Source organism: Paraburkholderia sp. BR14320, assembly GCF_040948665.1.
In the GTDB taxonomy this organism is placed as follows: domain Bacteria; phylum Pseudomonadota; class Gammaproteobacteria; order Burkholderiales; family Burkholderiaceae; genus Paraburkholderia; species Paraburkholderia youngii.
In genome coordinates this window covers 143,912-169,126 of sequence record NZ_JBFPKG010000012.1, presented here as the reverse complement: position 1 = coordinate 169,126, position 25,215 = coordinate 143,912, and the positions used below count along the sequence as shown (strand labels likewise).

General features: G+C 62.7%; 22 protein-coding genes and 1 pseudogene. 10 read left to right on the top strand and 13 right to left on the bottom strand.

Annotation, left to right across the window (positions count from 1 at the left end; all coding sequences use genetic code 11):
- The 4 genes from AB3X89_RS14715 to AB3X89_RS14700 form a co-directional block, all read left to right on the top strand.
- Positions 1-344, top strand: a 344-nt coding sequence (locus AB3X89_RS14715) for a tyrosine-protein kinase family protein (protein WP_368583947.1), incomplete at its 5' end; no start/stop codon positions are given.
- A 69-nt stretch (positions 345-413) separates the two neighbouring features.
- Complete coding sequence (locus AB3X89_RS14710) at positions 414-1,652, top strand: lipopolysaccharide biosynthesis protein (RefSeq protein WP_368583946.1); 1,239 nt, start codon at positions 414-416, stop codon at positions 1,650-1,652.
- Positions 1,653-1,685: 33 nt separating this feature from the next.
- The gene (locus tag AB3X89_RS14705) at positions 1,686-2,834 is read left to right on the top strand and encodes a hypothetical protein (RefSeq protein ID WP_368583945.1); all 1,149 of its coding nucleotides are present in this window, start codon (positions 1,686-1,688) and stop codon (positions 2,832-2,834) included.
- A gap of 383 nt (positions 2,835-3,217) precedes the next feature.
- On the top strand, positions 3,218-5,374 hold the full coding sequence (locus AB3X89_RS14700) for a TonB-dependent siderophore receptor (RefSeq protein ID WP_368583944.1): 2,157 nt from the start codon (positions 3,218-3,220) through the stop codon (positions 5,372-5,374).
- 21 nt (positions 5,375-5,395) lie between these two features.
- On the opposite strand, the gene AB3X89_RS14695 is transcribed toward AB3X89_RS14700, so the two are convergent.
- From AB3X89_RS14695 to AB3X89_RS14675, 5 genes are all read right to left on the bottom strand, one after another.
- A complete protein-coding gene (locus AB3X89_RS14695; RefSeq protein WP_368583943.1) occupies positions 5,396-6,223 on the bottom strand; it encodes an ATP-binding cassette domain-containing protein in 828 nt (275 codons plus the stop codon).
- Positions 6,223-7,233 (bottom strand): ABC transporter permease, encoded by a 1,011-nt coding sequence (locus AB3X89_RS14690; protein WP_368583942.1) that lies wholly within the window; start codon positions 7,231-7,233, stop codon positions 6,223-6,225. The genes AB3X89_RS14695 and AB3X89_RS14690 overlap by 1 nt, the downstream gene beginning before the upstream one ends.
- Positions 7,233-8,342, bottom strand: coding sequence for a sugar ABC transporter substrate-binding protein (locus AB3X89_RS14685; protein WP_368583941.1), 1,110 nt, complete (start codon positions 8,340-8,342; stop codon positions 7,233-7,235). Before AB3X89_RS14685 ends, AB3X89_RS14690 begins: the two co-directional genes overlap by 1 nt.
- Positions 8,343-8,729: 387 nt before the next feature.
- Entirely contained in the window at positions 8,730-9,356 is a 627-nt protein-coding gene (locus AB3X89_RS14680) for a uracil-DNA glycosylase family protein (RefSeq protein WP_368583940.1), read from the bottom strand.
- Positions 9,357-9,401: 45 nt separating this feature from the next.
- Complete coding sequence (locus AB3X89_RS14675) at positions 9,402-9,950, bottom strand: DUF488 family protein (protein ID WP_368583939.1); 549 nt, start codon at positions 9,948-9,950, stop codon at positions 9,402-9,404.
- Between the two features lie 240 nt (positions 9,951-10,190).
- Here AB3X89_RS14675 and AB3X89_RS14670 point away from each other — a divergent pair, with 240 nt between their 5' ends.
- Positions 10,191-11,591, top strand: coding sequence for an MFS transporter (locus tag AB3X89_RS14670; RefSeq protein WP_368583938.1), 1,401 nt, complete (start codon positions 10,191-10,193; stop codon positions 11,589-11,591).
- A 33-nt stretch (positions 11,592-11,624) separates the two neighbouring features.
- Here AB3X89_RS14670 and AB3X89_RS14665 read toward each other — a convergent pair whose 3' ends face one another.
- Complete coding sequence (locus tag AB3X89_RS14665) at positions 11,625-12,590, bottom strand: sulfonate ABC transporter substrate-binding protein (protein WP_368583937.1); 966 nt, start codon at positions 12,588-12,590, stop codon at positions 11,625-11,627.
- A gap of 93 nt (positions 12,591-12,683) precedes the next feature.
- Entirely contained in the window at positions 12,684-13,511 is an 828-nt protein-coding gene (locus AB3X89_RS14660; RefSeq protein WP_368583936.1) for a MetQ/NlpA family ABC transporter substrate-binding protein, read from the bottom strand.
- A gap of 232 nt (positions 13,512-13,743) precedes the next feature.
- Between AB3X89_RS14660 and AB3X89_RS14655 the strand changes: the two genes are divergently transcribed.
- From AB3X89_RS14655 to AB3X89_RS14645, 3 genes and pseudogenes are all read left to right on the top strand, one after another.
- The gene (locus tag AB3X89_RS14655; RefSeq protein WP_368583935.1) at positions 13,744-13,944 is read left to right on the top strand and encodes a hypothetical protein; all 201 of its coding nucleotides are present in this window, start codon (positions 13,744-13,746) and stop codon (positions 13,942-13,944) included.
- Positions 13,945-14,099: 155 nt separating this feature from the next.
- A pseudogene (gene soxC / locus AB3X89_RS14650) lies at positions 14,100-15,390 on the top strand (sulfite dehydrogenase).
- The gene (locus AB3X89_RS14645) at positions 15,383-16,006 is read left to right on the top strand and encodes a c-type cytochrome (RefSeq protein WP_368583934.1); all 624 of its coding nucleotides are present in this window, start codon (positions 15,383-15,385) and stop codon (positions 16,004-16,006) included. The pseudogene soxC and the gene AB3X89_RS14645 overlap by 8 nt, the downstream one beginning before the upstream one ends.
- 40 nt (positions 16,007-16,046) lie before the next feature.
- Here the strand turns inward: AB3X89_RS14645 and AB3X89_RS14640 are convergent, their stop codons facing one another.
- The 6 genes from AB3X89_RS14640 to AB3X89_RS14615 form a co-directional block, all read right to left on the bottom strand.
- Complete coding sequence (locus tag AB3X89_RS14640) at positions 16,047-16,487, bottom strand: MarR family winged helix-turn-helix transcriptional regulator (protein ID WP_013094239.1); 441 nt, start codon at positions 16,485-16,487, stop codon at positions 16,047-16,049.
- Positions 16,488-16,514: 27 nt separating this feature from the next.
- A complete protein-coding gene (locus AB3X89_RS14635; RefSeq protein WP_368583933.1) occupies positions 16,515-18,410 on the bottom strand; it encodes an FAD-binding monooxygenase in 1,896 nt (631 codons plus the stop codon).
- A gap of 128 nt (positions 18,411-18,538) precedes the next feature.
- Positions 18,539-18,748 (bottom strand): hypothetical protein, encoded by a 210-nt coding sequence (locus AB3X89_RS14630; protein ID WP_368583932.1) that lies wholly within the window; start codon positions 18,746-18,748, stop codon positions 18,539-18,541.
- A gap of 16 nt (positions 18,749-18,764) precedes the next feature.
- On the bottom strand, positions 18,765-20,600 hold the full coding sequence (locus AB3X89_RS14625; RefSeq protein ID WP_368583952.1) for an extracellular solute-binding protein: 1,836 nt from the start codon (positions 20,598-20,600) through the stop codon (positions 18,765-18,767).
- A gap of 330 nt (positions 20,601-20,930) precedes the next feature.
- Positions 20,931-22,256, bottom strand: a complete 1,326-nt coding sequence (locus AB3X89_RS14620) for an MFS transporter (RefSeq protein WP_368583931.1) — start codon at positions 22,254-22,256, stop codon at positions 20,931-20,933.
- A 125-nt stretch (positions 22,257-22,381) separates the two neighbouring features.
- Positions 22,382-23,341, bottom strand: coding sequence for an MBL fold metallo-hydrolase (locus AB3X89_RS14615; protein ID WP_368583930.1), 960 nt, complete (start codon positions 23,339-23,341; stop codon positions 22,382-22,384).
- A gap of 203 nt (positions 23,342-23,544) precedes the next feature.
- On the opposite strand from AB3X89_RS14615, the gene AB3X89_RS14610 reads away from it, so the two are divergent.
- Both AB3X89_RS14610 and AB3X89_RS14605 read left to right on the top strand, forming a co-directional pair.
- Positions 23,545-24,348: an IclR family transcriptional regulator gene (locus AB3X89_RS14610; protein ID WP_368583929.1), complete on the top strand. Its 804-nt coding sequence runs from the start codon at positions 23,545-23,547 to the stop codon at positions 24,346-24,348.
- A gap of 5 nt (positions 24,349-24,353) precedes the next feature.
- Complete coding sequence (locus AB3X89_RS14605; RefSeq protein ID WP_368583928.1) at positions 24,354-25,208, top strand: IclR family transcriptional regulator; 855 nt, start codon at positions 24,354-24,356, stop codon at positions 25,206-25,208.
- Positions 25,209-25,215: the final 7 nt, after the last annotated feature.

Sequence of the window (25,215 nt, the reverse complement as noted above, 5' to 3'; positions counted from 1 at the left end):
AGCTGCTGGTGAGCGAGCGCATGCAGCAGTTCCTCGCGAAGACGAGCGACTACGACATCGTGCTGATCGACACACCGCCCGTGCTGGCCGTATCCGACGCGACCGCGCTCGCGGATAGCTGCGGCACTGTGTTGCTGGTGACGCGCTTCGAGACGACTTCCATTGCGCAGGTGCAGGAGGCGACCAAACAACTCAAGCAGGCGAATGCCCGGGTGAAGGGTGTGATCTTCAACGGGATCGATACGGACGTCTATCGTTACAGTCTGGGCGCGCGCGCCGGCCTCTATCGCAATGCTTCCTATCTCGACGCATTGCCGGCCAGCGGAAAGACGCAGAAAGGCTAGCTTTCAAGCGACCACCATCGTCGTGTAGAGCGAAGAAAAAATTCATCCGGACTTCGACGTAGATAAATTGTGAATATCAAACATTCGATCGTAAGTGTCGCTGGCGTGGTGCTGAGTCAGGCGCTCAATTTCGTTTCAATTCTATTGATCGGGAAGTTTTGCGGACCGACGGCTCTGGGGTACTTCAGCCAACTCATGGCAGGTGGTCTTTTTATCGGGTCGGTGATCGGCTTGCGTCTGGAGGTCGCATGCATGGCGGCGGACAAGGCGCAAGCCGTGCGCGCAATGACGAGTTCCAGCGCGGTCGCCATCATGATCGGCGTGGCACTGGTGGTGGCCACCGCAGCCGCCGGTCACACGGAATACATACCGGTTATCGGTTTGGCACTTGGCGTGTTCCTGCAACAGGCATTGTGCGGAGCGCTCACCACCGAACGAAAGTACACGCAGATCGCGACGATCCGATTCTTTCCCAATGCCGCGTTCGCCGTCTACTTTGTCGGCATGGTGATGTTTTCCAAAGGCGAGGTGAGCGGCACCACCGTATTCAACATCTATAGCTGGATTTTTCTGGCCTCGTCCGTTGTGCCGGCCGCGATCTGCCTTTATTCGGGCCGCCAGATGATCCCAGTGTCCTTCCTTAAGTTCTCCACGCTTCAGATCCAATATGCAAAATTCGGTATTCCGACCACTACGCTGAATTCATTCGTGATCTATGCGTCCGCGATCCTGATGCCGATGATCTTCGATCATCGTGACGCCGGCATCTTTGCGCTGGCGTATCGCGTGGGTTACTTCCCTGCATCTCTTTTGTCGCAAAGTCTGGGCGCCGTCTTCCGCCGCGATCTGATCGATTATTTCGACGGCCACAGAAAAGACGGAGTGAATCCGTCGAAGCAGTTCTTTACTATGCTGACGTTGATCAGCATTTCTCTGGTGGCGGCGTGCTATGCAGGCCTTAGCCTCATTATCCACGTGAAGATGGGCGACGAATGGGAACCGTCGATGTCGGTGTACCTGATCTTTATTCCCTATTTCATCACGATGGCGATCTATGGCTCGATGGCTCAGATATTCATTGTTGCGAACCGGTTGAAGATCGACATGGTGATTCAAATGGTCAACGCCGTATCGATTTTCCTGATCTTTGCGACGGCTCATTTCCTCGGCGTCGGTTTCATCGAATCGCTTGTTCTGCTCAGTGTCTGTGGAACGCTTGTGGCAAGCGTGGGTACTTACCAGGCGCTCAAGATCGGCAAGGGACCGGACGCCTATCTGAATCGACAACCTAGCTTTGAAGCGCCGTGACAGGCGAGTCGCTCAATCGTTCAGGGAAAGAGAATGCGCATTGTAAAACTCCCCGGCATCATCGGCAGGAATGCGAGTCCAGGCGTCTCGGCGGCGGTCTGGTTCATTCTATTCATCGCGCTGTATGCGATCTCCGCGTTTCACGATAGCACCTTGCCGGCGCGGTTTCTTTTTGACGAACTGGTGATCTTCGACCGGATGAAGACCGTCACGGCTTTCAAGGCGTTTGGCGACTCATTCGACAATCTCGCGTGGTTTTTCAACTTTTTCGGCCTCCAGAGTTTCTCTATTTCGTTGGTGGGCTTTCTCGCGTCGACTATCGGCATGTTTTTCGCCATCTGGAGGTCTGGTGTCACTTCGCTGAAGCCGACCGAGTTCTTTCTGGTCGCCTTCTGGCTCGTCAACCAGACTGTCTACATCGGCGTTCCGTCAAAAGAAGTGGTTATTTCGATTCTGGTTCTGTTGTTGCTGTTTTACAACTCATCGCGCGCGATATTGGCTTTGTTTGTAGTCCTGGCGACGCTGGTGGCCGTGTACTTCAGGTCGTACTGGGCTATTACACTGGTCGCGACCGTGTTTCTTTATTTGGCGCCAAACGGCTTCAGAAAGCCGATTTCATTGATCCTTTTCGCACTTGCTATGTTTGTGATTGTGGCGTTCGTGTTCCAGAAGGCCTATGGCGAATCACTGGATTTCGCGAGGCAGAATGCCAATGAGTGGCGGGATCCTGAGGAAGTGGGGTCGATGATCGTGCAGTTCATTCCGGGCAGCAGTATGTTCGTCGGCGTGGCAAACGTGGCCATCACACTGGCGACGTTCGTTTTGCCGGTGCGGTTGATCACGTCGGGTTCTCCGCTGCAAATGCTGGGCGGCATTGGCGTGTTTTTTACCTTTGCGGCCGTGTTCTTGCGATATCGCTCCGCCGCGACGCTATTTCCGGTGGGCCGATTCGAGACGCTGTGTTTTTGTTTTCTGGTTAGTTTCCTGTCAACGCAAGCTATCTTCGAGCCGGACTACGGATCATTCCTGCGACATCTTTCGCCGGTGTCGCCGTTGATCATGCTTCTCGTCCTGCGGCTCTCATTGGAAGGACACTTGACTGTATCGGCTGAGAGTGCCGCGCTAGTGAACGACGACATCCATCACCGGTCCGCATTGTCGAGGCATCGCAGCGCCTCCTGATTCGCTATGACGGGCCGCGTACAGCGTGGCCACGGAAGGCCAGCGCGCTCGATTACTAACCTCCGCGGATTCCGGCGGAACGCTCGCCGGACTCGTCGACTTCGATAGATTCCCAGAAAGAAACCCTCCCTTCTGTGGGGCTTCATCGGCCCACACCTGTTAGAGCCGTGCATCCCACGCGGGGCGGCACTTCTGTGGCGCCGTCACCACCGCAAGCGATTCGAATCCCACCGTAAAGCTTTCAAAAGGCAAAAGCCTTTGCTACCATCGCGTCTCATGAATGCGAATCAATCGCATTTACAACCGACAGAGGCGCTTGCTTGCTGGTAGACATGAAGAATCAAAAAACCACACGTCCAACAAGGCTCACACTCCATCGTCACATGCAGATTGCGGTTTGGCTGGCCTTTGCCGGCGCCGCGCAATCCGCTTTCGCGCAAAGCGCCTCCAGCGGGGAAGAAGCCGCGACGCCGGCCAGTAGCCCAACTGCCACGGCGACGGCCGCTAGCGGCGGCGATCAGGCGCTACCGGCCGTCAACGTCAGCGCGGCCGCCCAGACGGATTCGCCGATGCACTTGCGCACGCCCGTGTCGGTCGGTGCGCTGGGTACGCGCTCGCAGCTCGACACGCCGTTCTCGACCACGGTCGTGACCGGCGAGGAACTCGCCGACCGTCAGGCGAACAAGCTCGGCGACGTGTTCGCGGTCGACGCATCGGTCACCGACAGCACCAATGCTTACAGCGCGTGGGCCACGTACATCTCGATTCGCGGCCTGCCGATCGATTGGCAGAACGGCTTTCGCATCAACGGCAATCCGTTCATCTCGTACGGCATCACGATGCCTTATGAAAACCTCGAACGCGTCGAACTGCTGAAGGGCCTTGGCGGTTTCATGTACGGTTTCGTGCAGCCGGGCGGGGTCGTCAACTACGTGACGAAGAAGCCGGCGGATCAGCCGGTGACGAGCGTGTCGGCCGGCTACCGGATGGACAGCGTGTTCAGCCAGCACGTCGATCTCAGCCGGCGCTTCGGTCCGGACGACATGTTCGGCGCGCGCGTCAACTACACGCACGAGGCCGGCAAGACCTACAACGCGGGTGACATCAATCGCAATTCGCTGGCGGTGTCGCTCGACGGCCGCCTCACGCGCGACGTCGACGTCTACTTCGACGCGATCTATCAGCAAAGCCGCTCGAGCGGCCAGACCCCCGCGATCTACACGGGCAGCCTTACGGGCACGAGCCTGCCCGCGCCGGTCAGCGGCGGCACCAACCTGCTCGGCGGCACCGATCAGCATCTGAACACGAACCTGCAGTTGTACACGGCGGGCGTCAGGTATCAGATCGCGCCGAACTGGTCGTTCAACACGTCGGCGAGCTACAGCAAGTCGTCGCGCGACCGCAACGAAAGCACGCTGACGCTGCTGAACCAGGCGGGCGACTACACCGACAGCCGCTGGAACGGCGACGAAGGCCACCAGGACATCTACTGGCAGGGCGTATTCGAAGGCACGGTGAAGACCGGCCTCTTCACGCATCAACTGGCGCTCGGCGCGTCGTGGCAGTACCAGACGAACGACTACAGCGCCGTTTCGAATTACTTCACGCTGGGCAACGGCAACCTGTATCAGCCAAACCCGTGGCGCTTTTATTCGGGCGCCGGGCTCGACAAATATCGTGCGAACGAGATCACGCAGAAGGCGCTGTTCGCGAGCGACACGATCCAGCTGACGGATCGCTGGTCGCTGCTCGCGGGCCTGCGCTACACGAACTTCGATCAGCAGTCGTACCACATCAACGGTTCGCTGTCGTCTTCGTACGGGCAGAACGGCGTGCTGACGCCGACCGTCGCGCTGATGTACAAACTGGAGCCGCACACCACGCTCTACGCGAGCTACGTGGAGTCGCTCGAGCAGGGCGCGATGGTGGCCGACATCTACGCGAACGCCGGCGCGCTGCTGCGTCCACTGCGCTCGCGTCAGTACGAGGTCGGCATCAAGAGCGAGCATGAGCGCTGGGCGGCGACGGCCGCGCTGTTCCGCATCGAACGCGGAGCCGCGTACGCGAACAGCCAGAATGTCTACGTGCAGGACGGCAACTCAATCTACCAGGGTCTCGAAGCGGGCAGCAGTGTGCGCCTCGGCCGCAACTGGCAGGTGACCGGCAACCTGATGCTGCTCGACACCTGGTACGCGAAGGGACAGGCCTTCAACGGCAACCGGGTGGCCGGAGCGCCGCTGTTCGTCGCCGCCGGCCACGTGACCTACGACGTGCCCGCCGTGCCGGGCCTGCAGCTCGGCGCGGACGCGAAGTTCACCAGCAGCACGAAGGTGCGTCCAGCAGGCGCCCTGCAGACGAGCGGCTACATGATCGTGAACGTCGGAGCGAACTATTTGAGGCGAATCGGTGGGCACGACGTGACGCTGCGTGCGGCGATCGACAACATCACCAATCGCCGCTACTGGATGTTCCAGTACACGGACTACATCGCGCCGGGCGATCCGCGCATGGTCAGCGTGAACGCGAAGATCGATTTCTGATACTGACCAACTTCAACGGGCTCACTGCGCGCCGGCGCGCATGGCCCGGTATTCCCGCTGCACGATGTCCATCAGTTCCGCCACCGAAGTCAGCGCGCTCTGTTGCTCGTAGGTCACGCGGCCTCGCTGCATCAACATGATGCGATCCGCGATATCGAGCGTCTGCGCATAGTTGTGCATGATCATGATGATCGACAGGCCGCCTTTTTCCTTCAGGCGCATCAGCAGGTCGATGATGAGCCCCGCCTCGCGCGCGCCCATCGCGGCGAGCGGCTCGTCGAGCAACAGGATCTTCGCGTTCGAATGCACCGCGCGCGCCACGGCGATCGCCTGGCGCTGGCCGCCCGACAGACGCTCCACGGGCAAATCCACCGAAGGCACGTGCACGCCGATATCGTCGAGACATTGCGCCGCGCGCTCGCGCATCTGCTTGTGATCGAGCAGCCTGAACGGTCCGCGCCGCACGATTTCGCGGTTCAGGAACATGTTGTGGTAAATGCTCAGCGAATTCGCGAGCGCGAGATCCTGATACACGCATTCGATGCCGAGCGAACGCGCATGATCGACCGAGCGCAACAGCGTCTCCTCGCCGTCGATGTGGAGCGTGCCGCTCGTCTGCTGATGAAAGCCAGTGAGAATTTTCACGAGCGTGGACTTGCCCGCGCCGTTGTCGCCGAGGATGCCGAGGATCTCGCCCTTGCCGAGCGTGAGCGAGACGCCGTCGAGCGCCGTCACCGCGCCGAAGCGTTTGACGAGATTGTCGCCGCGCAGCGCGAGCGGCGTATTCGCCGCGCCGAGCGCAGCCGAGGTGGCATTCACCCCTGCAGAGGAGGTTTGCGATTGGTCCATCAGCGTCCACCCTTGCGGCGAATGCGCCCGACGTGGATGTTGAAGATCATCGCCGCCAGAATCGCGGCGCCAAGAATGATGTTGAACGTAAACGCGTTGATGCCGATCAGCGTAAAGCCGTCGTTGAGAATGCCGAGCACCGCTGCGCCGATGAGGCCGCCCACGATGGTGCCCGAGCCGCCCGTCAGCGGCGTGCCGCCGATCACGGCCGCGGCCACGGCAAGGAACATAATCTGGTTGCCGCCCGCCTGCGGGTCGATCGAGGTAATGCGAAAGGCTTCGAGCATGCCGGTGAAGCCCGCCAGCACCGCGGCGAGAATGAAGTTGCCGAGGCGCAGCCGCTTCACATGAATGCCGGCCTCGCTCGCGCCGAGCGGATTCGCACCCGCGGCCTGCGTGTGCAGGCCCCAGCGTGTATGCCGCAACAGCACGTGCATCGCGAACGCGATCACGAGGGTCCAGATGATCTCGCTGTAGCCCCACGCGCCCATGACCGCGGCGAACGCGGGCGAGCCCGGCGTGGGGGCGGGCGTGCCGCGCGAGATCGTGAGCGTGATGCCGTTGATCAGAAAGAGCGTACCGAGCGTCGTGACGAAAGAGGGCAGTCGCAGCCACACCGTCACCGCCCCGTTCACGAAGCCGACCATTCCCGCCGCCACGAGCCCCGCGATTACGGCGAGCCACATCGGCGCGCCCGCGTCATTCGCGAACACCATCATGAATGGCGCGAACGCGAACACCATGCCCGCCGACAGATCGATGTCGCCGCCGATCATCAACATGATTTCGCCGAACGCGATGATCGCCACTGGTGCGATGAACTGCGACAGGTTGACGAGGCTCGCGTTGGTGAGCAGGAAATCGTGGTTCGCGAATTCGAAGTAGGCGACCAGCAGCACGGCCACGAGCAGGATGCGCAGCTCTGCCGCCCATTGAGACGCGAATGAAACGCCCGCGCGCCGGGGCGCGCGGACTGCTTCGGTGTTGCTGGTTTCGTTCACTGTATTCATCAGGACTTGATTGCGCCGGACCGCGGGACGATTTGCTGCTTATCGGTCTTGCCTTCGAAGCGCGTCGAGGTATTGAGGTACGGCTCGACGTTCTCCTTAGTCACGAACTTCAGGCCGGTATTGATTTCGGCCGGCCCGACGAGGCCGCCCGAGCTGAGGAACACGAACGCCTGCATCACCGTATAGAAACCTTGAACGTACGGCTGCTGGTCGATGGTGAAGTCGAGGTAGCCTTCGTGGATCAGCTGGATCGTGGTCGGCAGCAGGTCGAAGCCGCCGCCGTGCACGCCCTTCGCGGGGAGGTTCGATTCCTTCATCACCTGCGCAACGCCCTGCGTGCTGCCCGCATCCACGGCGAACATGCCCTTCAGGTCCTGGTGTCCCAGATAGAACGCCTTGATCTTCGACAACTCCTCGTTGACGGTCGCACCCGTGGCCACGGTCTGAATGTCGATCTTCTTGCCGGACTTCTTGATCGCGTCGCTCGCCCCGTCCATACGCGGCTGGATGTTGAGCTGCCCCGGCGTCGCAATGAACAGCGCGACCATGCCGCTGTCGATGAGGCTCACGATGCGCTCGCCCATCTGGTAGCCGGACAGATACAGGTCCTGGCCGATATACGCGAGGCGCGGATTCTTCTTGCCGCGCGGCGCGTCGGCGTTATAGGCGAACACCGGAATGCCGGCGTCGAGCGCAGCCTGGATGGGCTTGTCGAAAGCGCTCGGATCGACGATCGGCACCGCGATGGCGTCGGCCTTCGCGGCGATCGCCGAATTCACGGCGCGGACCATTTCGCCGGCGTCGGAGGTGGCCGAGCCGGTCCACTGATAATCCATGTTGAGCAGCGAGCAGGCATCCTGAATGCCGTATTGCGTCGGCACGAAGAAGGGGTTGGTGGTGACGTGATTGACGAACACGATCTTCCACTTCTTGTGCGACGGAAACGCCGACTCCGCCGCTTGCGCGCTGCCGATCAGCCCGCCCGCGCCGCCTAGCGCTCCCATCAGCGAGAGCGCCGCGCCGAGTCCGGCGCCCTGCATCAGCCCGCGCCGCGTCGGATTGAAAGAGTTGTTGTCTTGTTGCTGGTTGTCATCCCGTTGCTGTGCCATCTCATCCTCCGATTCTTGTCTTCGTTGGTCGATGCGATCGACGTTGCGTCAATCGTGTGCAGATGCTGGAAGGCACCGGGAGTGCGCTGGGCGGCGCGAGACTTTGGCGTGGCGACGTGCAACCCCGATTCGAGGCGCTCGATACGCGCCGTGCGGTACCGCAAAAATGTTAGTGCAGTGCGGTTGCACCGCCTAATCCATGTATACCCGCACCATTCCGAAGAGTGGGACGGCGGGGTTACGAAGTTGTGGATAGTGGCGCCCGACGGGGTGCAATGGATGGTCTGCGCCGCTGTCGGCGGACTGGCGAAAGCTCGGCGCGGCACCGGGTGGCGCACTGCAGCACACAGGACGCGGACGCGGCCGCCGCTTCGTGGTGCGCGGCGCTCAAAGCGTTTCGCCCGCCAACACCGTCGCCACATGCGCACGCAACGTCGGCAACACTTCGCCTTCGAACCACGGATTGCGCTTGAACCACGCGACATTGCGCGGCGACGGATGCGGCAGCGGCATCAGATGCGGTCCAAACTGGGCCCACCTGACGAGCGTATCGGTCGAGGTCGGGCCAAACGCGTCGCCGAGGCCGAAGCGCTGCGCGTATTGTCCGATCAGCAGCGTCAATTTCACCGACCGCATCCGCGCGAGCAATTCGCGATGCCAGCGGCTCGCGCACTCGGGACGAGGCGGCAGATCGCCGCTCGCGCCGCGGCCCGGAAAACAGAAGCCCATCGGCACGATGGCGAATTTCGAAGCGTCGTAGAAGGTCGTGTCGTCGACGCCGAGCCATGTGCGCAGGCGCGCGCCGCTCGCGTCGCTCCACGGCACCCCGGACGCATGCACGCGCGCGCCCGGCGCTTGCCCGATGACCAGAATCCGTGCGCTGGCGGACGCCGCGAGCACGGGTCGGGGCGCGTGCGGCAGCATGGGTGCGCACAGCGTGCAGGCGCGGATATCGTGAAGCAGCGTGTCGAGCGAGGTGTCGTGTTTCGGCTTACGTTTGGTGGTAACGGCCATAAAGCGATGCGGGGTGACTGGCGTGCAGTCGTGTCGTGAGTCGGCTCAGTTCTGGGTCTGAGCCGGATAGATCAGCGTGCCGTCGGCCTGGGGCTCGGCGCCAGGCGTCATCGTGGCGGCGTTCGTGTGATGCGCGTCCATGATGTGCAGCACGGTTTCATCGTGCATCAGCAGATAGTCCGTAATGATACGCCGGTGGCAACGCCACCAGACCGCTTCCGAACACATGATCGCGCAGCGCTGCCGATGACCGAGCGTCCGCAGTTGCTTCAGTCCCTCGCGGAACGCGTCGCTCATTGCATAGTCGGCATAGTTGCGAAAGGCCGGATGCGTCCAGTACGCATTCGGCGACGGCGCGTCATCCTTGTGCCTGCTGCGGCGTCCGCCGAGCGCGGCGAGATGCACGTAGTCGATATGTTCCGCTGCGAGCGAGGCGGGCAGCGTGTCGCGATTGAACTGCGGGTTGGTCCGCGAACGCGGGATGCTGCGCACGTCGACGAGCAAGGCGATCTGTTCGCCTTTCAGTAAGTCGACGAATTCCTGCAGCGGACGCGTCGAGTGGCCGATCGTGTAAAAAGGGCGTTTCGTTTTCATGCGTGTCTCGCCGACGCTGATAGCGGCGACGATTCCTACACGTCTACAACCTTTGGCGCAGTAAGGTCAACTGCGTCCCGATTCAGGCGCCGCACGTGCCATGCCTGAGAAGCCGGGTAGCCATCATCCCGGCATCCGGTACAACCTTGCTCCCGCGAGTCAGAGTTGCAACAATGCACCCGCGACGGCAACAGCGCGGCACACCGTCGCCCGCGTATTTTCTTTCGACCCGCTTGCACCATGACCGACGGCCTGCCCAATCCCCAACGCGTGTTTGCGTACCTCGCGATCGCCATCGCGATGACGATGTCGGTGCTCGACACATCCATCGTCAACGTCGCGCTGCCCACCATCAGCAACGACCTGGCGGTATCGCCCGCCAATGCGATCTGGGTCGTCAACGCGTATCAGCTGGCGATCACGGTGTCCTTGCTGCCGCTCGCGGTGCTCGGCGACAGCCTCGGCTACAAGCGCGTCTACTGCTGCGGACTCGTGCTCTTCACGCTGGCGTCGTTCGCCTGCGCTAATGCGCACACGCTGCTGGTGCTGGCGGTCGCCCGCGTGTTCCAGGGCTTCGGTGCGGGCGGCATCATGAGCGTGAGTATCGCGCTGGTGCGCTTCGTTTTTCCGAAGGCGCGGCTGGGCGTCGGCGTCGGTTTATCGTCGCTGGTGGTGGCCGTTTCGTCGGCGGCGGGTCCGAGCATCGCGTCGGCGATTCTGTCGGTCGCGCACTGGCAGTGGCTGTTCCTCGTCAACGTGCCGCTCGGCGTCCTGGCGCTGTCGATCGGCGCGCGCACCTTGCCGGTGACACCAACCTCGGGCGCTCGCCTGAGCGGCCTGAGCGTCCTGCTCAACGCGCTCACCTTCGGCCTGCTGATCTCGGGTCTCGCGGCTTTCAACCAGCCGGGCGCGACGCAGCGCGGCGCCGTGATGGTTGCGCTCGCACTGGTGGCCGGCGTGCTGTTCGTGCGGCGCGAAAGCCGCCTCGCGAAGCCGATGCTGCCCATCGACCTGCTGCGCATGCCGGTGTTTTCATTGTCGATGGCGACGTCCATCTGCTCGTTCTCGGCACAGACGATGGCGTACATCGTGCTGCCGTTCTATTTCGAGCAGACGCTGAAGCTGTCGGAAACCCAAACCGGCTTTCTGATGACACCGTGGCCGCTCGTGACCGCATTGATCGCGCCGGTCGCGGGCCGGCTGTCCGACCGGTGGGCGCCGGGACGCATCAGCAGCGTCGGGCTCGTCGTGTTCGGCTGCGGACTCGCGATGCTCTGCCAGCTCGGCGACACGGCGACGCGTTTCGACATCGTGTGGCGGCTCGCGGTATGCGGCCTCGGCTTCGGCATCTTCCAGTCGCCGAACAATCGCGTGATCATCGGCAGTGCGCCGCGGCATCGCAGCGGCGGCGCATCCGGCCTGCAAGCGATGGGTCGTCTGCTCGGCCAGTCGAGCGGCGCGGTGGTGGTGTCGATCGTGTTCGGGCTCGTGCATGGCCGGCACCTGACGCTGATTGCCGGCATTGGCGCGGCGCTCGCGTTGGTCGCGGCCTGCGTGAGTTCGATGCGGCGCATGACGGAGTACAGCGACGCGCCGCAGGAACAACAGGCTCCGCCGAGGCGGCCGGTCTCCGAGCGTTGATGCAGGTGCGGCGTCGTTGCGCCACCGGTGCGCCTACGCGAGATTCGAAGGCGCCGCTTTCAGCACGTCGACGTGCTTCGGAATCAGGCCGAGATCGAGGAACGTATCGGCGATCTGTTGCTGCTCGCCGAGAATCGCGCGGGTAATCGGCTGCGTGCCGAACTGCTGACGCTGCACCGCCGCGTCCACGACCTGCTTCGGCAGACCCCATAGCTGCGCGAGTTCGCTCGCGAGCTGATCCTTGTTTTGCCTGCCCCACTGATCGACCTTGTCGAGTTCTTCGATCACGATGCGGATCACGTCGGGATTGTTCGCCGCATAACTCTGCGACGAGAAGTAGAACGCCCGATTGCCGACTACGCCGCTCGCATCGGCGATCACGCGAGCGCCGAGCGAATGCTCCGCCGCGGCGAAAAACGGATCCCAGATGACCCACGCGTCGATCGACGCGCGCTCGAACGCCGCGCGTGCATCGGCGGGCGCGAGGAACACGAGCTTTACGTCGCCGTATTGCAGGCCATGCTGACGCAGCAGCTTGACGAGAAAGTAGTGGACGTTGCTGCCTTTGTTAAGCGCGATCCGTTTGCCCTTCAGGTCCGCGACCGAGCGGATCGTCGATTGCGGCGGCACCAGCACCGCTTCCGACTGCGGCCGCTTGTCGGTCGCCGCCACATAGGCCAACGGTGCGCCGGCGGCCTGCGCGAAGATCGGCGGTGCTTCGCCGACGTCGCCGAAATCGATCGAGCCGACGTTCAGTGCTTCCAGTTGCACGGGGCCCGCCGCGAACTCGGTCCATGTCACCGATACGTTCAGCGGCGCGAGCCGCTTCTCGAGCGTACCCCGGCCCTTCAGCAGATTCAGATAACCCTTCTGGTTGCCGACGCGCAGCGTGCGCGCGTTGCCTTGCGCGAACGAAAGCGGCGCTGCCGCGGCCGCCGCGGCGCCGAGCGAAAGTTTCAGGAAGGTGCGGCGGTCGTGGGGCGTTTTGATAATGGACATGACGGGCGATACGATCAGGAGGGCAATGAAGAGGACTGAATGCGCGGCGGCCGAAGCGCCGCCGCTCGAGTCGTGCGTGATCCGCGTGTCGGGTCAGTGTTGCGGCGCGCCGTCCCATGCCGGCAGCGTGGCGCCGTGATAGACGGTCAGGATCGCCGAGGCGACGTTGGCCTGCTGGTAGCTGTCGACGATCGTCTTCACCCACGCAGCGTTCGCGTCTTTCGCGTTGACCGCGATGAAGTTGCGATACGGGTTGCCCGGCACCTTCTCCTGCGCGATGCGTTCCTGCGGAATCTTGATGCCCGCCTTGATCGCCCAGTCGGTATTGACGACGGCGGCGTCGAGGTCGCCGATCGCACGGCCGACGATGCCCGCGTCGAGCTCCTTGATCTGGATGTGCTTCGGATTGTCCGCGATGTCGCGCGCGGTCGGCAGCAGGCCGACGTCGGGGCGCAGCTTGATCAGCCCGTTCGCTTGCAGCAGAAGCAGCGCGCGGCCTTCGTTGCTCGGATCGTTCGGCACGCCGATCGTCGCATTCTGCGGCAGCGCCGCGACCGATTTCACCTTGCGCGAGTAGAGACCGATCGGCTGCACATAGGTATAGCCGACGGGCACGATCTGATAGTGGCGCGCGGCGATCTGCGCATCGAGATAGGGCTTGTGCTGGAACGAGTTCGCATCGAGGTCGTGTTCAGCGAGCGCTTCGTTCGGCTGCGTATAGTCGGAGAAGGTCGTGATCTTGACGGTGATGCCCTGCCTGGCCGCGTTGGCGGCGACCGCACGCCACACGTCTTCGTCCTCGCCGGACATGATGCCGACTCGCACCGTTTGTCCTGCCGCAAGCGCCGGTTGAGCACCGACGATGCCGCAAGTAACGAGAACGGAGAGAAGTGCGGCCCTGAGTGCTTTTGTCGTAGTCATGCTTGGAATGCGATCGAAGTGAAGGTCACCAGATCGTAGAGACGCGCTCGTTAGCGCACAAATAATATCGAGCGCTATCGTTATCGCGGTTGAGCGTAAGCGGACAACCCGTCGTGTCGGCACCGCCGGACCGACATTGCATGGGCGGCGCAAAGCATTGCACAAATGCTTGTTTGCACAAGCGCGCGCTGCTGACTAGATTCGATGTATGCCATCAGCAGGAGGGCGCACGATGTCATTGAATCTCGCATCGTTCTATCGGCGGGCCGTGTCCGGCTCCTTCGAAGCCGTGCGGCAGCGGGTCCATCGCGACCGGCCGCGCAACGATCCCGAGCGCCTTGAGCGCATTGCGACTTACGCGCGCGCGGGGTATTTCAATATGGGCTATACGCTCGAATCGTTTAGCGTGATCGCGGAAATCGCACCGGATTGACGGTGTCATCGGATGGCCGTGGCAATTTTTCTAATCCGCGCGCGGCATATCGCTCGCCGTCATAACCATAGTCGCAATCGGCTTTGATCGGGACGCGCGCACTACCTATACTCGTGCGCTTGTCGATCAACCCAGGCCGCCTCGCCGGCACGAGCATGTCGCGACATCCACGTATCACTAGCGACGCGCATGATGCGTCGAAACCCGCGTCGCCGCGTCGGCGCCTGTTGGGCGGTCTCGCGTTGTCCGCGTTGGCCGCGCCGAACCTGAAGGCGGCGACGCTGCTCAAGCCGCTGGGCGTCGATCCTTGGACACAAACACCCGGCGCGCCGATTCTCGAGCATCCGTACGGGCTGCCGTCGCCGCGCGAGTCGAACGTGATTCGCCGTGCCGCGCGGGCGTGGCCGATGCCGGGCGCCGCATCGTCGCTGACGCCGCTCGCGGATCTGCATGGCTCGATCACCCCCGAACGGGCTCGTCTATGAGCGGCATCATGCCGGGGTGCCCGATATAAATCCCGACGCGCACCGGCTCGTGATTCACGGTCTCGTGCGCGAGCCGAAGCTCTTCACGATGGACGATCTGCTGCGCCTGCCTTCGGAGTCGCGCATTCATTTTCTCGAGTGTTCGGGCAACACGGCGAGCGAATGGAAAGGACCGAGCGGGCTGCCCGTGCAGATCACGCATGGACTGCTGTCGTGCTGCGAGTGGACCGGCGTCAGGCTGTCGACGCTGCTCGAAGCCGTCGGCGGACGCACGCCGACCAGCGACGGCGCAACGCCGCAGTGGCTGCTCGCGGAAGGCGCAGACGCCGCCGCGATGACGCGCAGTTTGCCGCTCGAGCGGATTCTCGAGCGCGCGCTCGTCGTCTATGCGCAAAACGGCGAACGCCTGCGGCCGGAGAACGGCTATCCGCTGCGTCTGTTGGTGCCGGGCTTCGAGGGCAATACCAACGTGAAATGGCTGCGGCGGCTGAAAGTCGTCGATGCGCCGTTGCAAACCCGCGAAGAAACGTCCAAATACACGAGCATTCTGCCCGACGGCCGCGCGCGTCAATTCGTGTTCGAGATGGATGCGAAGTCGGTGATCACGCGGCCTTCCGCCGGACAGCGGCTGACCGCGCAGGGCTTCTATCCGATCGTCGGGCTCGCGTGGTCGGGGCGCGGAGCGATTCGCAAGGTCGAGGTATCGACCGACGGTGGAGCGACATGGCAGGCCGCGGTGCTCGACGAGCCGGCGCGCGATCGCGCGTTGACCCGCTTCCAGGCCGGCTTCGTGTGGAACGGTGCGCCGACCGCCATCCTGTCGCGCGCAACGGATTCGACCGGCTACGTTCAACCGACGCGCGAGGCGCTCGTCGCGGCCCGTGGACTGAACTCGAACTATCACTACAACGGCATTCAGCAATGGCGCATCGAAGCCGATGGGAGCGTTAAAAATGCGTGAGCCTATGCAGTTCGGTGCTTCGAAATCGAAAACGATGCGCGCTCTGCTGGCATGGGTCACGGCTAGCAGTCTGCTCGCTGGCTGTTCGTCTTCATTCGATGCAACCCGCGACGTGCAGTCCGCTGCCGCCGCGCAAGCGCGCTGGCGTTCATCCGTCGACGCGATCGGCAAGCCTGTCAGCGAATCCGCTCTGAGCGCATGGAATATCGATGTCGCGCCGAACGGCCAAGGCTTGCCCACCGGCAGCGGCGACGTCGCAACGGGTGGCCGCATTTTCGCGGCGAAATGCGCGGCCTGTCATGGCGCGAAAGGCGAGGGGCTGATCGGCGATCAACTGATCGGTGGAGCGGGCACGCTCGCGACCGCGAATCCGAAGCGCACCGTTGGCAGCTACTGGCCGTATGCGACGACGCTGTTCGACTATATAAACCGGGCGATGCCGTATAACGCGCCGCAGTCGCTGAGCGCGGATGAGGTGTATGCGCTCAGCGCGTGGATCTTGAACCGCAACGGTATCGTTCCGGACGATGCGCGTCTCGACGCGCATTCGCTCGCCGCTATCCGTATGCCCAACCGGGATGGCTTCGTGCCCGACCCTCGACCGGGCAAGCTTTGACAAGAATTCGACCGACGGGCTTATTGAAGCGGTAAGCCCATCAAGCCTGCGGCGGCAACAGCGCCGCAAGCAAGCGGCGCAACTGCGCCAATTCGCTTGCCGTCAGTCGTTCAGTGAGAATGCGCTCGACCTGCTCGACGCGCGGACGCAAGGCCGCAAGTTGCTTCTTGCCGGCAGCGGTGAGATACAACACATAACTGCGCTTGTCGACAGGATCGTCGGCGCGCTCGATCTGGCCATTGCGCACCATACGTGCAACGAGATCGGCGATCGTCGAACGATCCACATCGAGTTTGTCTCCGAGTTGCCGCTGACTGACGCCAGGTGTCTCGTGCAAGACCTCTAGCGCCGCGTACTGCACGCTCGTGATCTCAGCGGAGACCTCACTCAGCCAGACCGCTGCATGGCGCTGTTGGGCACGGCGCACCAGGCTGCCAGTAAATTTCGGGAGCGCGCCGGCGTCTTCAGGTTTGATCGGCAATTTCGGAGTGTCGGATTTAGTTATGGTTTAACGCGCGCGAAAGATGGGCCGGAAGAAGGCGTTCAACTCCGCGTATGCATTCAATGGAAGAACATGGGCCACGTATTGGTCGGGACGTACCACCACGAGTGCACCTTGTTCGCGATCGATGCCGCGCTCGTCGAAGATATCAGTCGTCGCGTCGCTCGTAAATGCCTTTTCGTAGTCGATCAGGCCGTGGCGACCCTTGCGCGGCAGCAGCAGAGCAGGGATGTCCTGGAGACGGACTTCGCGATGCGGCTGTTGCAATACCGCGCGCAGATCGAGAACGCTGTCCACGTCTGCATCCTTCGGCGTAAAGAGCCGCAAAACGGGTTCCGGCGACTTGTCGAGATACTCGCACAACGCATTCAGCGCACGACCCGATGCGTCCGCAAAAGCGTACAGACGCCAACGGCCGTCCGCTTGCGCGGCATGCCCGAGATGGAACGGCTTCGCGTCAGCGAGGCGAACCACAGGCGACGAGTGAAAGCGCGTGCCGATCGTAAAGCCTTTGGCGAGCGCCTGATGCGTCGCTTCACCGGTCAGGGTGGCCGGCCGGTAACGCGTCGCGACACCAGCCGTGTAGCGGCCCGCGCGAACGAAGTACGCCTGAAGCTCAGCGGGATCGACACCGCCTGCTTCGGGCCGGTTGGGGTCCTTCGGCGGAGCGGCCATCATTGCCGACCATTCCTTGTCGAAATCGATCAGCTCCTGCGCGATGGGTTGGCGCTCGTCCGAATACGTGCGCAGCAGATCGGCGTCGCTGCGGCCTTCCAGCACCGCGCCGAGCTTCCAGCCGAGATTGAAGCCGTCCTGCATCGACACGTTCATACCTTGGCCCGCTTTGGCGCTATGCGTATGGCAGGCGTCGCCCGCGATGAACACGCGCGGTTCGCGTGAAGTGCCGTCGGCGGCGATAGCGTCGTCGAAGCGGTCGGTGAGACGCTGACCGACCTCGTAGACCGAGAACCACGCCACTTCTTTAACGTCGAGCGTATAGGGATGGAGGATGCTCTGCGCCGTCTCGATGATGCGATCGACCGTGATCTGCTTGAGGTTGTCGCGATTCTCCGGCGTGACGTCGCCGAGGTCGACATAGAAGCGAACCAGATATCCGCCTTCACGCGGAATGATCAGCAGGTTGCCCTTGCTCGCGGATTGAATCGCCGCTTTCAGCCGGATGTCCGGGAAGTCGGTAACGGCCAGCGCATCCATCACGCCCCACGCATGGTTGGCCGCGTCACCGCGTAGCGTTTGTCCGATGGCGGTGCGTACCCGGCTGCGCGCGCCGTCGCAACCGACGACATAGCGCGCGCGCACGGTCACGGTCTCGTCGAGACGCGCGGGATCGGTGCGCCGCAGCGTGACCAGCACCGGGTATTCGTTCGTATCGTCGCGCTGGACGTCGACCAGTTCGAGGCCGTAGTCCGGCTCGATCCGGCGCGCGGAGCGACGCATCACGTCGAGCAGATACTCCTGGATACGCGCCTGATTGACGATGACGTGCGGAAATTCCGACAGTCCCGTTTCGGTATCCTGAACTCGGCCGGTACGACTGATCGCGCCGCGGTCAGTTGCATCGGGTCGCCAGAATACCGTTTCATTGACCCAATAGGCTTCTTGCAGCAGGCGATCTGCGAGGCCGAACGCATTGAACATCTCGACGGTACGGCACGCTACGCCATCGGCCTGTCCCATCTGCAACGGTCCGTCACGACGTTCGACGATGCGCGTGTTGATCGACGGGAATTGCGACAACTGCGCCGCCAGCACGACTCCGGCAGGGCCGCTGCCGACGATCAGCACGTCGACCTTCTCCGGCATCTGCGCAGCATGCGCGTTGCTGATGGCTGGCTCGATCGTCGGATCGCCGACCCGGAAACCGTTGAGATGAAATTGCATACCGTCCTCCTCCGTTCAGTAAATATCTGCTGAACGCGAATATACTCCGTACCCCAACCATTTTGAAGTACTTCGTGCGAGGATGGATGTTTACCCTGGTTTGGAAGAGCCCACCTGGATCGTCTGATTCAATGGCCGTGCCAATGGCCTCCATGGCCACCCCAGTAACCGCCAATGCCGATGCCCAGGCTCACGGCCGGCGGCGCGACGTAGTACCCGGGGGCATAGCCGTAGGCGGGTGCTGGCTCATATCCATAGCCATAGCTGGGCGGCGGCGGGGCGACGACGCACCCCGCGAGGCCGACCGATACGATGGTTGCAAAGAGTAGTCTGCTCATGATCGTTGTCCTCCAATCATGGAGGGCGTGCAAGTTTCGGTCCAGCCGCTTTGCGCCACCACGTCGACAGAACCCATTCGTCGGCGGAGAAGTAAAGCGGCAGCTTCGCCGGATAGGCGAGGCTATTCCGGTACGCGATGCGATGGACCGCGGAATACCAGTGCGGGATCACGTAATAGCCGTTCATCAACACCCGGTCGAGCGCGTGGGTCGCATCGACGAGCTGCTCGTCCGTTTGCGCGCCCAGCACCTTGCGCAGGATCGCGTCGATGGCCGGCGACTTCACACCGGCGAGATTGTCGGAGCCCGGCTCGTCCGCGTACTGGCTGCCGAAGCGCGATAGCTGCTCGGTGCCCGGCACCTGCACGTCAGGCACACGTACGGTCGTCATGTCGAAGTCGAACGCGTCGATGCGCTTTTGAATCAGTGCGAAATCGGCGGTGCGAAAGTTCATCGTGATGCCGAGCTTCTGCAGATTGCGGCCGAACGCCGCGGCGACCGGCTCCATCGACACGCCGCCACCCGTGTCGCCGAGCAGCTCGAAGACGAACGGCTGACCGTTCGCGTTACGCAGCGCGCCGTCGCGATACGTCCAGCCCGCCTGCGCGAGCAGCTCGCGCGCCTTGATCAGGTTGGCGCGCAGCGATCCGGGCGGATCGGTGTCGGGCTGTTGCGGCATCTCGCCGAACACGGCGGGATCGAGTTGATTGCGCAACGGCTCCAGAATCGCGAGTTCGCCGTCGCTGGGTTTGGCCTTGGCCTGCAGGTCCGTGTTGACGAAGAAGCTGTCGGTGCGCTTGTACTGATCGTAGAAAAGCTGCCGGTTGAGCCACTCGAAGTCGAACGCGAGATCGAGCGCCTCGCGCACGCGCACGTCCTGAAAGAGCGGCCGCCGCAGGTTGATGAAAAATCCCTGCATGCCCACGCCGTTGTGATGAGGAAACTCGCGCTTGATCAGCTCGCCACTGTCGAAGCGCTTGCCGATATCGCGCCGCACCCAGCTCTGTGCGGTGTGTTCGACGAGCACGTCATACTCGCCCGCCTTGAACGCTTCGAGTTGAGCGACCGCGTCCGCATACAGCTTGTAGTCGATGCGCGCGAAGTTGTGCGTGCCGACGCGGACGGGCAGCGACGCGCCCCAGTAGTTCGGGTTGCGCTCGTAGCTGATGGTTCGGCCGTTGTCGTATCGGTCGATCAGATAGTCGCCGCTTGCGATCGGCTTCTCGAACGCGAGCTGATCGAAAGGAATGCGCGTGCCGTCCGGCCGCATGCCCCACTTGTGCGAAAACACCGGAATTCCGCCCGCGAGCAGCGGCATCTCGCGTGTCGCGACCTTGAAATCGAAGCGAATCGTGAGCCGGTCGATTACCACCGCCCGCGCGATCTGCCCGAAGTACACCGCGAACTGCGGCAGCGCCTGCGGACTTTTCAGGGTGTCGAACGAGAACTTGACGTCCGCTGCGGTGACGGGGTCGCCGTTCGAGAAGCGCGCTTTCGGGTTGATGTGGAAGGTTGTCGACAGGCCGTCCCTGGCGATATCGATGTCGTCGGCGAGCAGGCAGTACGCGCTCGCCACTTCGTCGGCGCTGCCGGTCGTCAGGCTTTCGAACATCAGTCCCAGTCCCGGTGCGGGGTTGCCTCGCAGCGTAAATGGGTTGAATTTGTCGAAGCTGGTCAGCCGGTTTGGATTCGCGAGAACGAGCGCGCCGTCGCGTGGGGCGTCGGGATTGACGTAGTCGAAGTGCTTGAAATCAGCGGGATATTTGGGCTCGCCGTATTGCGCGATCGCGTAGACCGCGCAGGCGGGATCGGCACTCCACATCGCCGATCCGCTCAGCACGAGCGCGACCATCAAGCGCCATCTGTTGGAGGAGCGGATCGTTGGACCAGTCAAAACTGCGTCCCGGTATCCGCACCGGTGCATCCACACGGCAGACGATCGCGCGGCGCGCATCAGCCGCTCGCGCCCGTCACGACATCCCGATCCGACGGATGTCCGGCTGGATGTCTGATGGCGGGTGGCATGGTGGACATGGCTTTTCCTTTCGATGCTGGAGCCGGTGCCATCGTGATCCGCATTAACCGTGCCTGAAGGATCGTCTATCCCGATTGCGGCGCGAACACTCGTTTCGCGGCGCGCAACCTGACTCTGCGACGCCAGCGACAACCAGTCAATCACGCATCACCGTCGCATCACATCGCCTTTGACGCCCGCCATCAACGCGCCCCCGCTAAGCACAAGCAGCCCAGCCAGAATATAAACGGCGAGATCCATACTGCCCGTCGCCGTGCGTATCTGCCCGATCACCCACGGGCTGACGATGCCGCTGGTGATGCCAATGCTGCTAATGAACGCAATGCCAGACGCAGCCGCCTTGCCAGACAGATAGCTGGTAGGAACGGCCCAGAAGATCGGCAGCGCCGCGAAGATCAACACAGAGGCCAGCGACAAAATTGCCAGCATCGCGGCAAAGCTGTTCAGGTGCAGTGTAAGCGCCGCAAGCGCGAGACCACCGACCACGGTGCAGAAAGCGAAATGTTTCCGCCGTTCCCCTGTTCGATCCGAGCGGCGCGCAATCAGAATCAGACCCACCGCGCCGATCGCATTCGGCACCACCGTATAAAGACTCACGGCGACCACATCCTGAACGCCGAAATCACGGATCATCAACGGCATCCAGAAGTTGAGCGTCAGCGATGCACAGGTCAGCGAAAAATAGATGAACGCGAACAGATAGACGCGCGGATTGAGCAACGCCGCAGCGAAGCTGCGACCGTCATGCCCACTGTGTTTCCCCTGGCCTTGCGCGCACAGAGCGACGAGCCGATCCTTTTCAGCCTGCGTGAGCCAGCTCGCGTCGTGCGGCTTGTCGAGCAGAAAGCGCCACGACAGGAGTCCGAGAATTACAGCCGGTGCGCCTTCGATCGCAAACATCCATTGCCATCCGAACAGGTTCAGCACGCTGCTCATGTCGCGCATGATCCAGCCGGAGAAAAGTCCGCCGAGCACGCCCGCGACCGCCACGCCCGCGAAAAACACCGAAATCACGGCGGCGCGCCGGCTGGCCGGAAACCAGTACGTCAAGTACAGCACGATGCCGGGGAAAAAGCCCGCCTCGAACACGCCCAGCATGAAGCGCAGTACGTAGAAGTGCGCGGGCTTCGACACGAACATCATGCACATCGACGTGATGCCCCACAGCAGCATGATCCGCATGAAGGTTTTACGCGCGCCGTATTTGGCCAACAGAATATTGCTCGGCACCTCGCACAGAACGTACCCGACATAGAACACGGCTGCGCCGAGTCCGTACATCGCGTCGCTGAAGCCGAGATCATGCTTCATCTGCAATTGCGCGAAGCCGATGTTGATCCGGTCCAGAAACGACACGACGTAGCAAAGAAACAGAAACGGCACGATGCGCCACGCGACCTTTCTGAACATCGAATCGTCGCTCGCGACCGACGCGGCGTGGCCAATGACGTTGCCATCGAGGGAATGCTGCATGTCTCGCTCCAGGTGCGGAGCGCGCCTGTGCGAAGACGAGCGCGCCCGAGGCGTCTAGCGCGCCCTCATGGTTTGAACGGGGATAAGGAAAGACCGGACGGTCTTTCCCGGAGTGCGTGGGGCGATCAGCTCTGCAGCGCGTCCCACATTTCCTTGTCGCGCTGCGCGGTCCAGATGCGCGGATGGCTGATACCGCTTGCTTCGTCGTAGGCTCGCGACACGTCGAACGGCAGGCAATGCTCGTAGATGAAGACGTTGCCGAACTTCGGGTCCATCGCCTTGCGCGTGAGCGCCATCGCGCCCTTCAGATCGAGCTTGTCCCTGAATGCATCGCGGCCCGCCTGCAACAGCGTGGTCACGAAGTCTTTGGTGTAGTCGAGGCCCTTGTTTACCTCCGCCGGCGACAGCAGTGCGGGGCCGCGACCCGGCACCAGCTTCTGCGCATTCAGCGCGCGCAATGCTTCGAGCGTTGCCGGCCATTGTTCGAGTTGCGCGTCGCCGCAATAACAGGCCGCGTCGTACTCGACCAGGTCGCCGGAGAACAACACCTTCTGCGACGGCAGCCAGACGATCGTGTCGCCCTTCGTGTGGCCCGAGCCGAGATGCGCGATGCGCACTTCGAGCTTGCCGAGAAAGAGCGTCATTTCCTTTTCGAACACCAGCGTCGGCCACGTCAGGCCGGGCACCGTTTCGACGCCTGCAAAAAGGCGCGGGAAGCGTTCGATCTCCGACTTCATATCCGCTTCGCCGCGCTCGACGATCATTTCGTAGGTGCCGCGGCTGGCGATCACCTGCTGCGCGCCTTCCTTGAAGTACGCCGACGCACCCAGCACGCGCACCGCGTGATAGTGCGACAGCACGACGTATTTGATCGGCTTGTCGGTGACGCTGCGGATCTTCGCGATCAGGTCTTGCGCCATGGCCGGCGTGGCGGTGGTGTCGACGATCAGCACGCCGTCGTCGCCGATGATCACGCCCGAGTTAGGGTCGCCCTCGGCCGTGTACGCATACGCGTTTTCCGACAATTGGGTCCACGTGATCTTCTTTTCTTCCAGGTCGGCCTGGGATGCGAAAGCCTTCGCCATGTCTGTCTCCGTCACGACTCGTTGGGGGATGACTAATAGTCGTCGTCGCGTGGATATTTGTCAATGACAAAATACCTTGTCATTGACTAAGCTAGGGTAAACTCCGTTGGTTGGTCGGCACGGTCCGATCGGATACCATCTAGGCCTTCCACGGGCGACACCGAACGGGCCGAAACTCTTGTAGGGCAAGGTCGGACAACACGATGGCTGATACGACAAGCGAAAAGAAACAGCGGGGCATTCAAAGCGTCGAGGTCGGCGGACGGCTGCTGCAGGCGCTGGCGCGACAGCGCGAACCGCTCGGGCTGACCGAACTGGCCGGCGAGGCGCAACTTTCGTCGGCGCAGGCGCATACGTATCTGGTGAGCCTGACGCGCCTCGGCCTCGTCAAACGCGACGCGCTGACCGGAAACTACGAGCCGGGCCCGCTATCGTTGCGGCTTGGCCTGATGCATATCGAACAGCAGCCCGTCTATCGCATCGCGGCGCCCCACGCGGCTGCGCTCGCCGAGCGGATCGGTCTTTGCGTGGCGATCTGCGTGGCGGGCGTGCAGGGACCGACCATCGTGCGATACGAGCGCAGCGGTGCGCCACTGCATGTCAATCTGCACATCGGCACGGTGATGTCGCTCGAAGCGACCTCGACGGGCCGCGTCTTCTGCGCGTTCTGCGCGCCCGAGCAGGTCGCGGAAATGGCGCGAAGCCAGGCGCAAGCGGCGGAGCCTGCACCGGCGCGCAGCCGCGGCGCCAAAGGGCCGGCTAGCGCCGAATGGCGCAAGCGCTTCGATGAGATCCGCGCGCGCGGCATCGAGCGCGGCATCGATGCGCCGAGCCCGGGCATCAGCAGTCTGAGCGTGCCGGTGTTCGATGGCGACCAACGGATGCAACTCGCGTTGACGGCGATCGGCTCGTCGGGCTCGATCGACGTCGCGTGGGATGGCGCAGTCGCACGTCAGCTGCTCGACACTTCCCGACGCATCACCGAAGCGCTGGTCACACCCACCTGAGAATCATGCAGATAGAAACCCCGGACGCATCCGACGCGAACACGCCCCCACTCAGCGATACGAAAGCTCAGCGCGGCATCAGCGCGCTCGACAACACCGGTGATCTCCTGCTGGCGCTCGTTGCCGCCGGCCGTCCGCTGTCGCTGCGCGATCTGGCCGCCGCCGCCGATATGCCCGCTGCCAAGGCGTTTCCGCATCTGGTGAGTCTGCTCAAGGTGGGCTTGCTGAGCCGCGACGACGCGGGTCTTTTCAGCGCGGGACCGCTCGGCATGGAACTCGGCCTGATCGCGTTGCAGCGCATGTCGCCGATTCGCGATGCCGAACCGGAGATCGTGACGCTCGCGGCGGAGTCCGGCATGAGCGTCGCGGTAGCGATTCTCGGACCTTTGGGACCTACCGTTATCCGCTTCGAAGAATCGGCGCGACCGCAGCATGTGAGCCTGCGCGTAGGCACGGTGATGTCGCTCGTCAACACGGCGATAGGGCGCGTGTTCGCCGCGCATCTCGCGGACGACGTGTTGGCCGGGCTGTTGTCGCAGGAATCGATCAGACTTGCTGGCGCGCCGGCCGCGGAGGTGTTCGTGTCGTCGAAAAAGGGCGCGCCGTCATTGGTCCCGGCCTATCTGGCACGCCGCGCGAAGGTGCGGGAGGATGGTATCGATGACGCACTCGATGCGCCGGTGCCGGGCATCGGCGCGTTGGCCGCGCCCGTGTTCGATCACACGGGCAGCGTCAGTCTGGTGGTCGCGGTGATCGGTCCGTCGGGCGGCTCCGACTTCAGCATGGGCGGCGCGACCGCGCAGACGCTGCTCGCCACGACACGACGGCTGTCGTGGCGGTTCGGCTGGATCGGGCGCTGAACCTCAT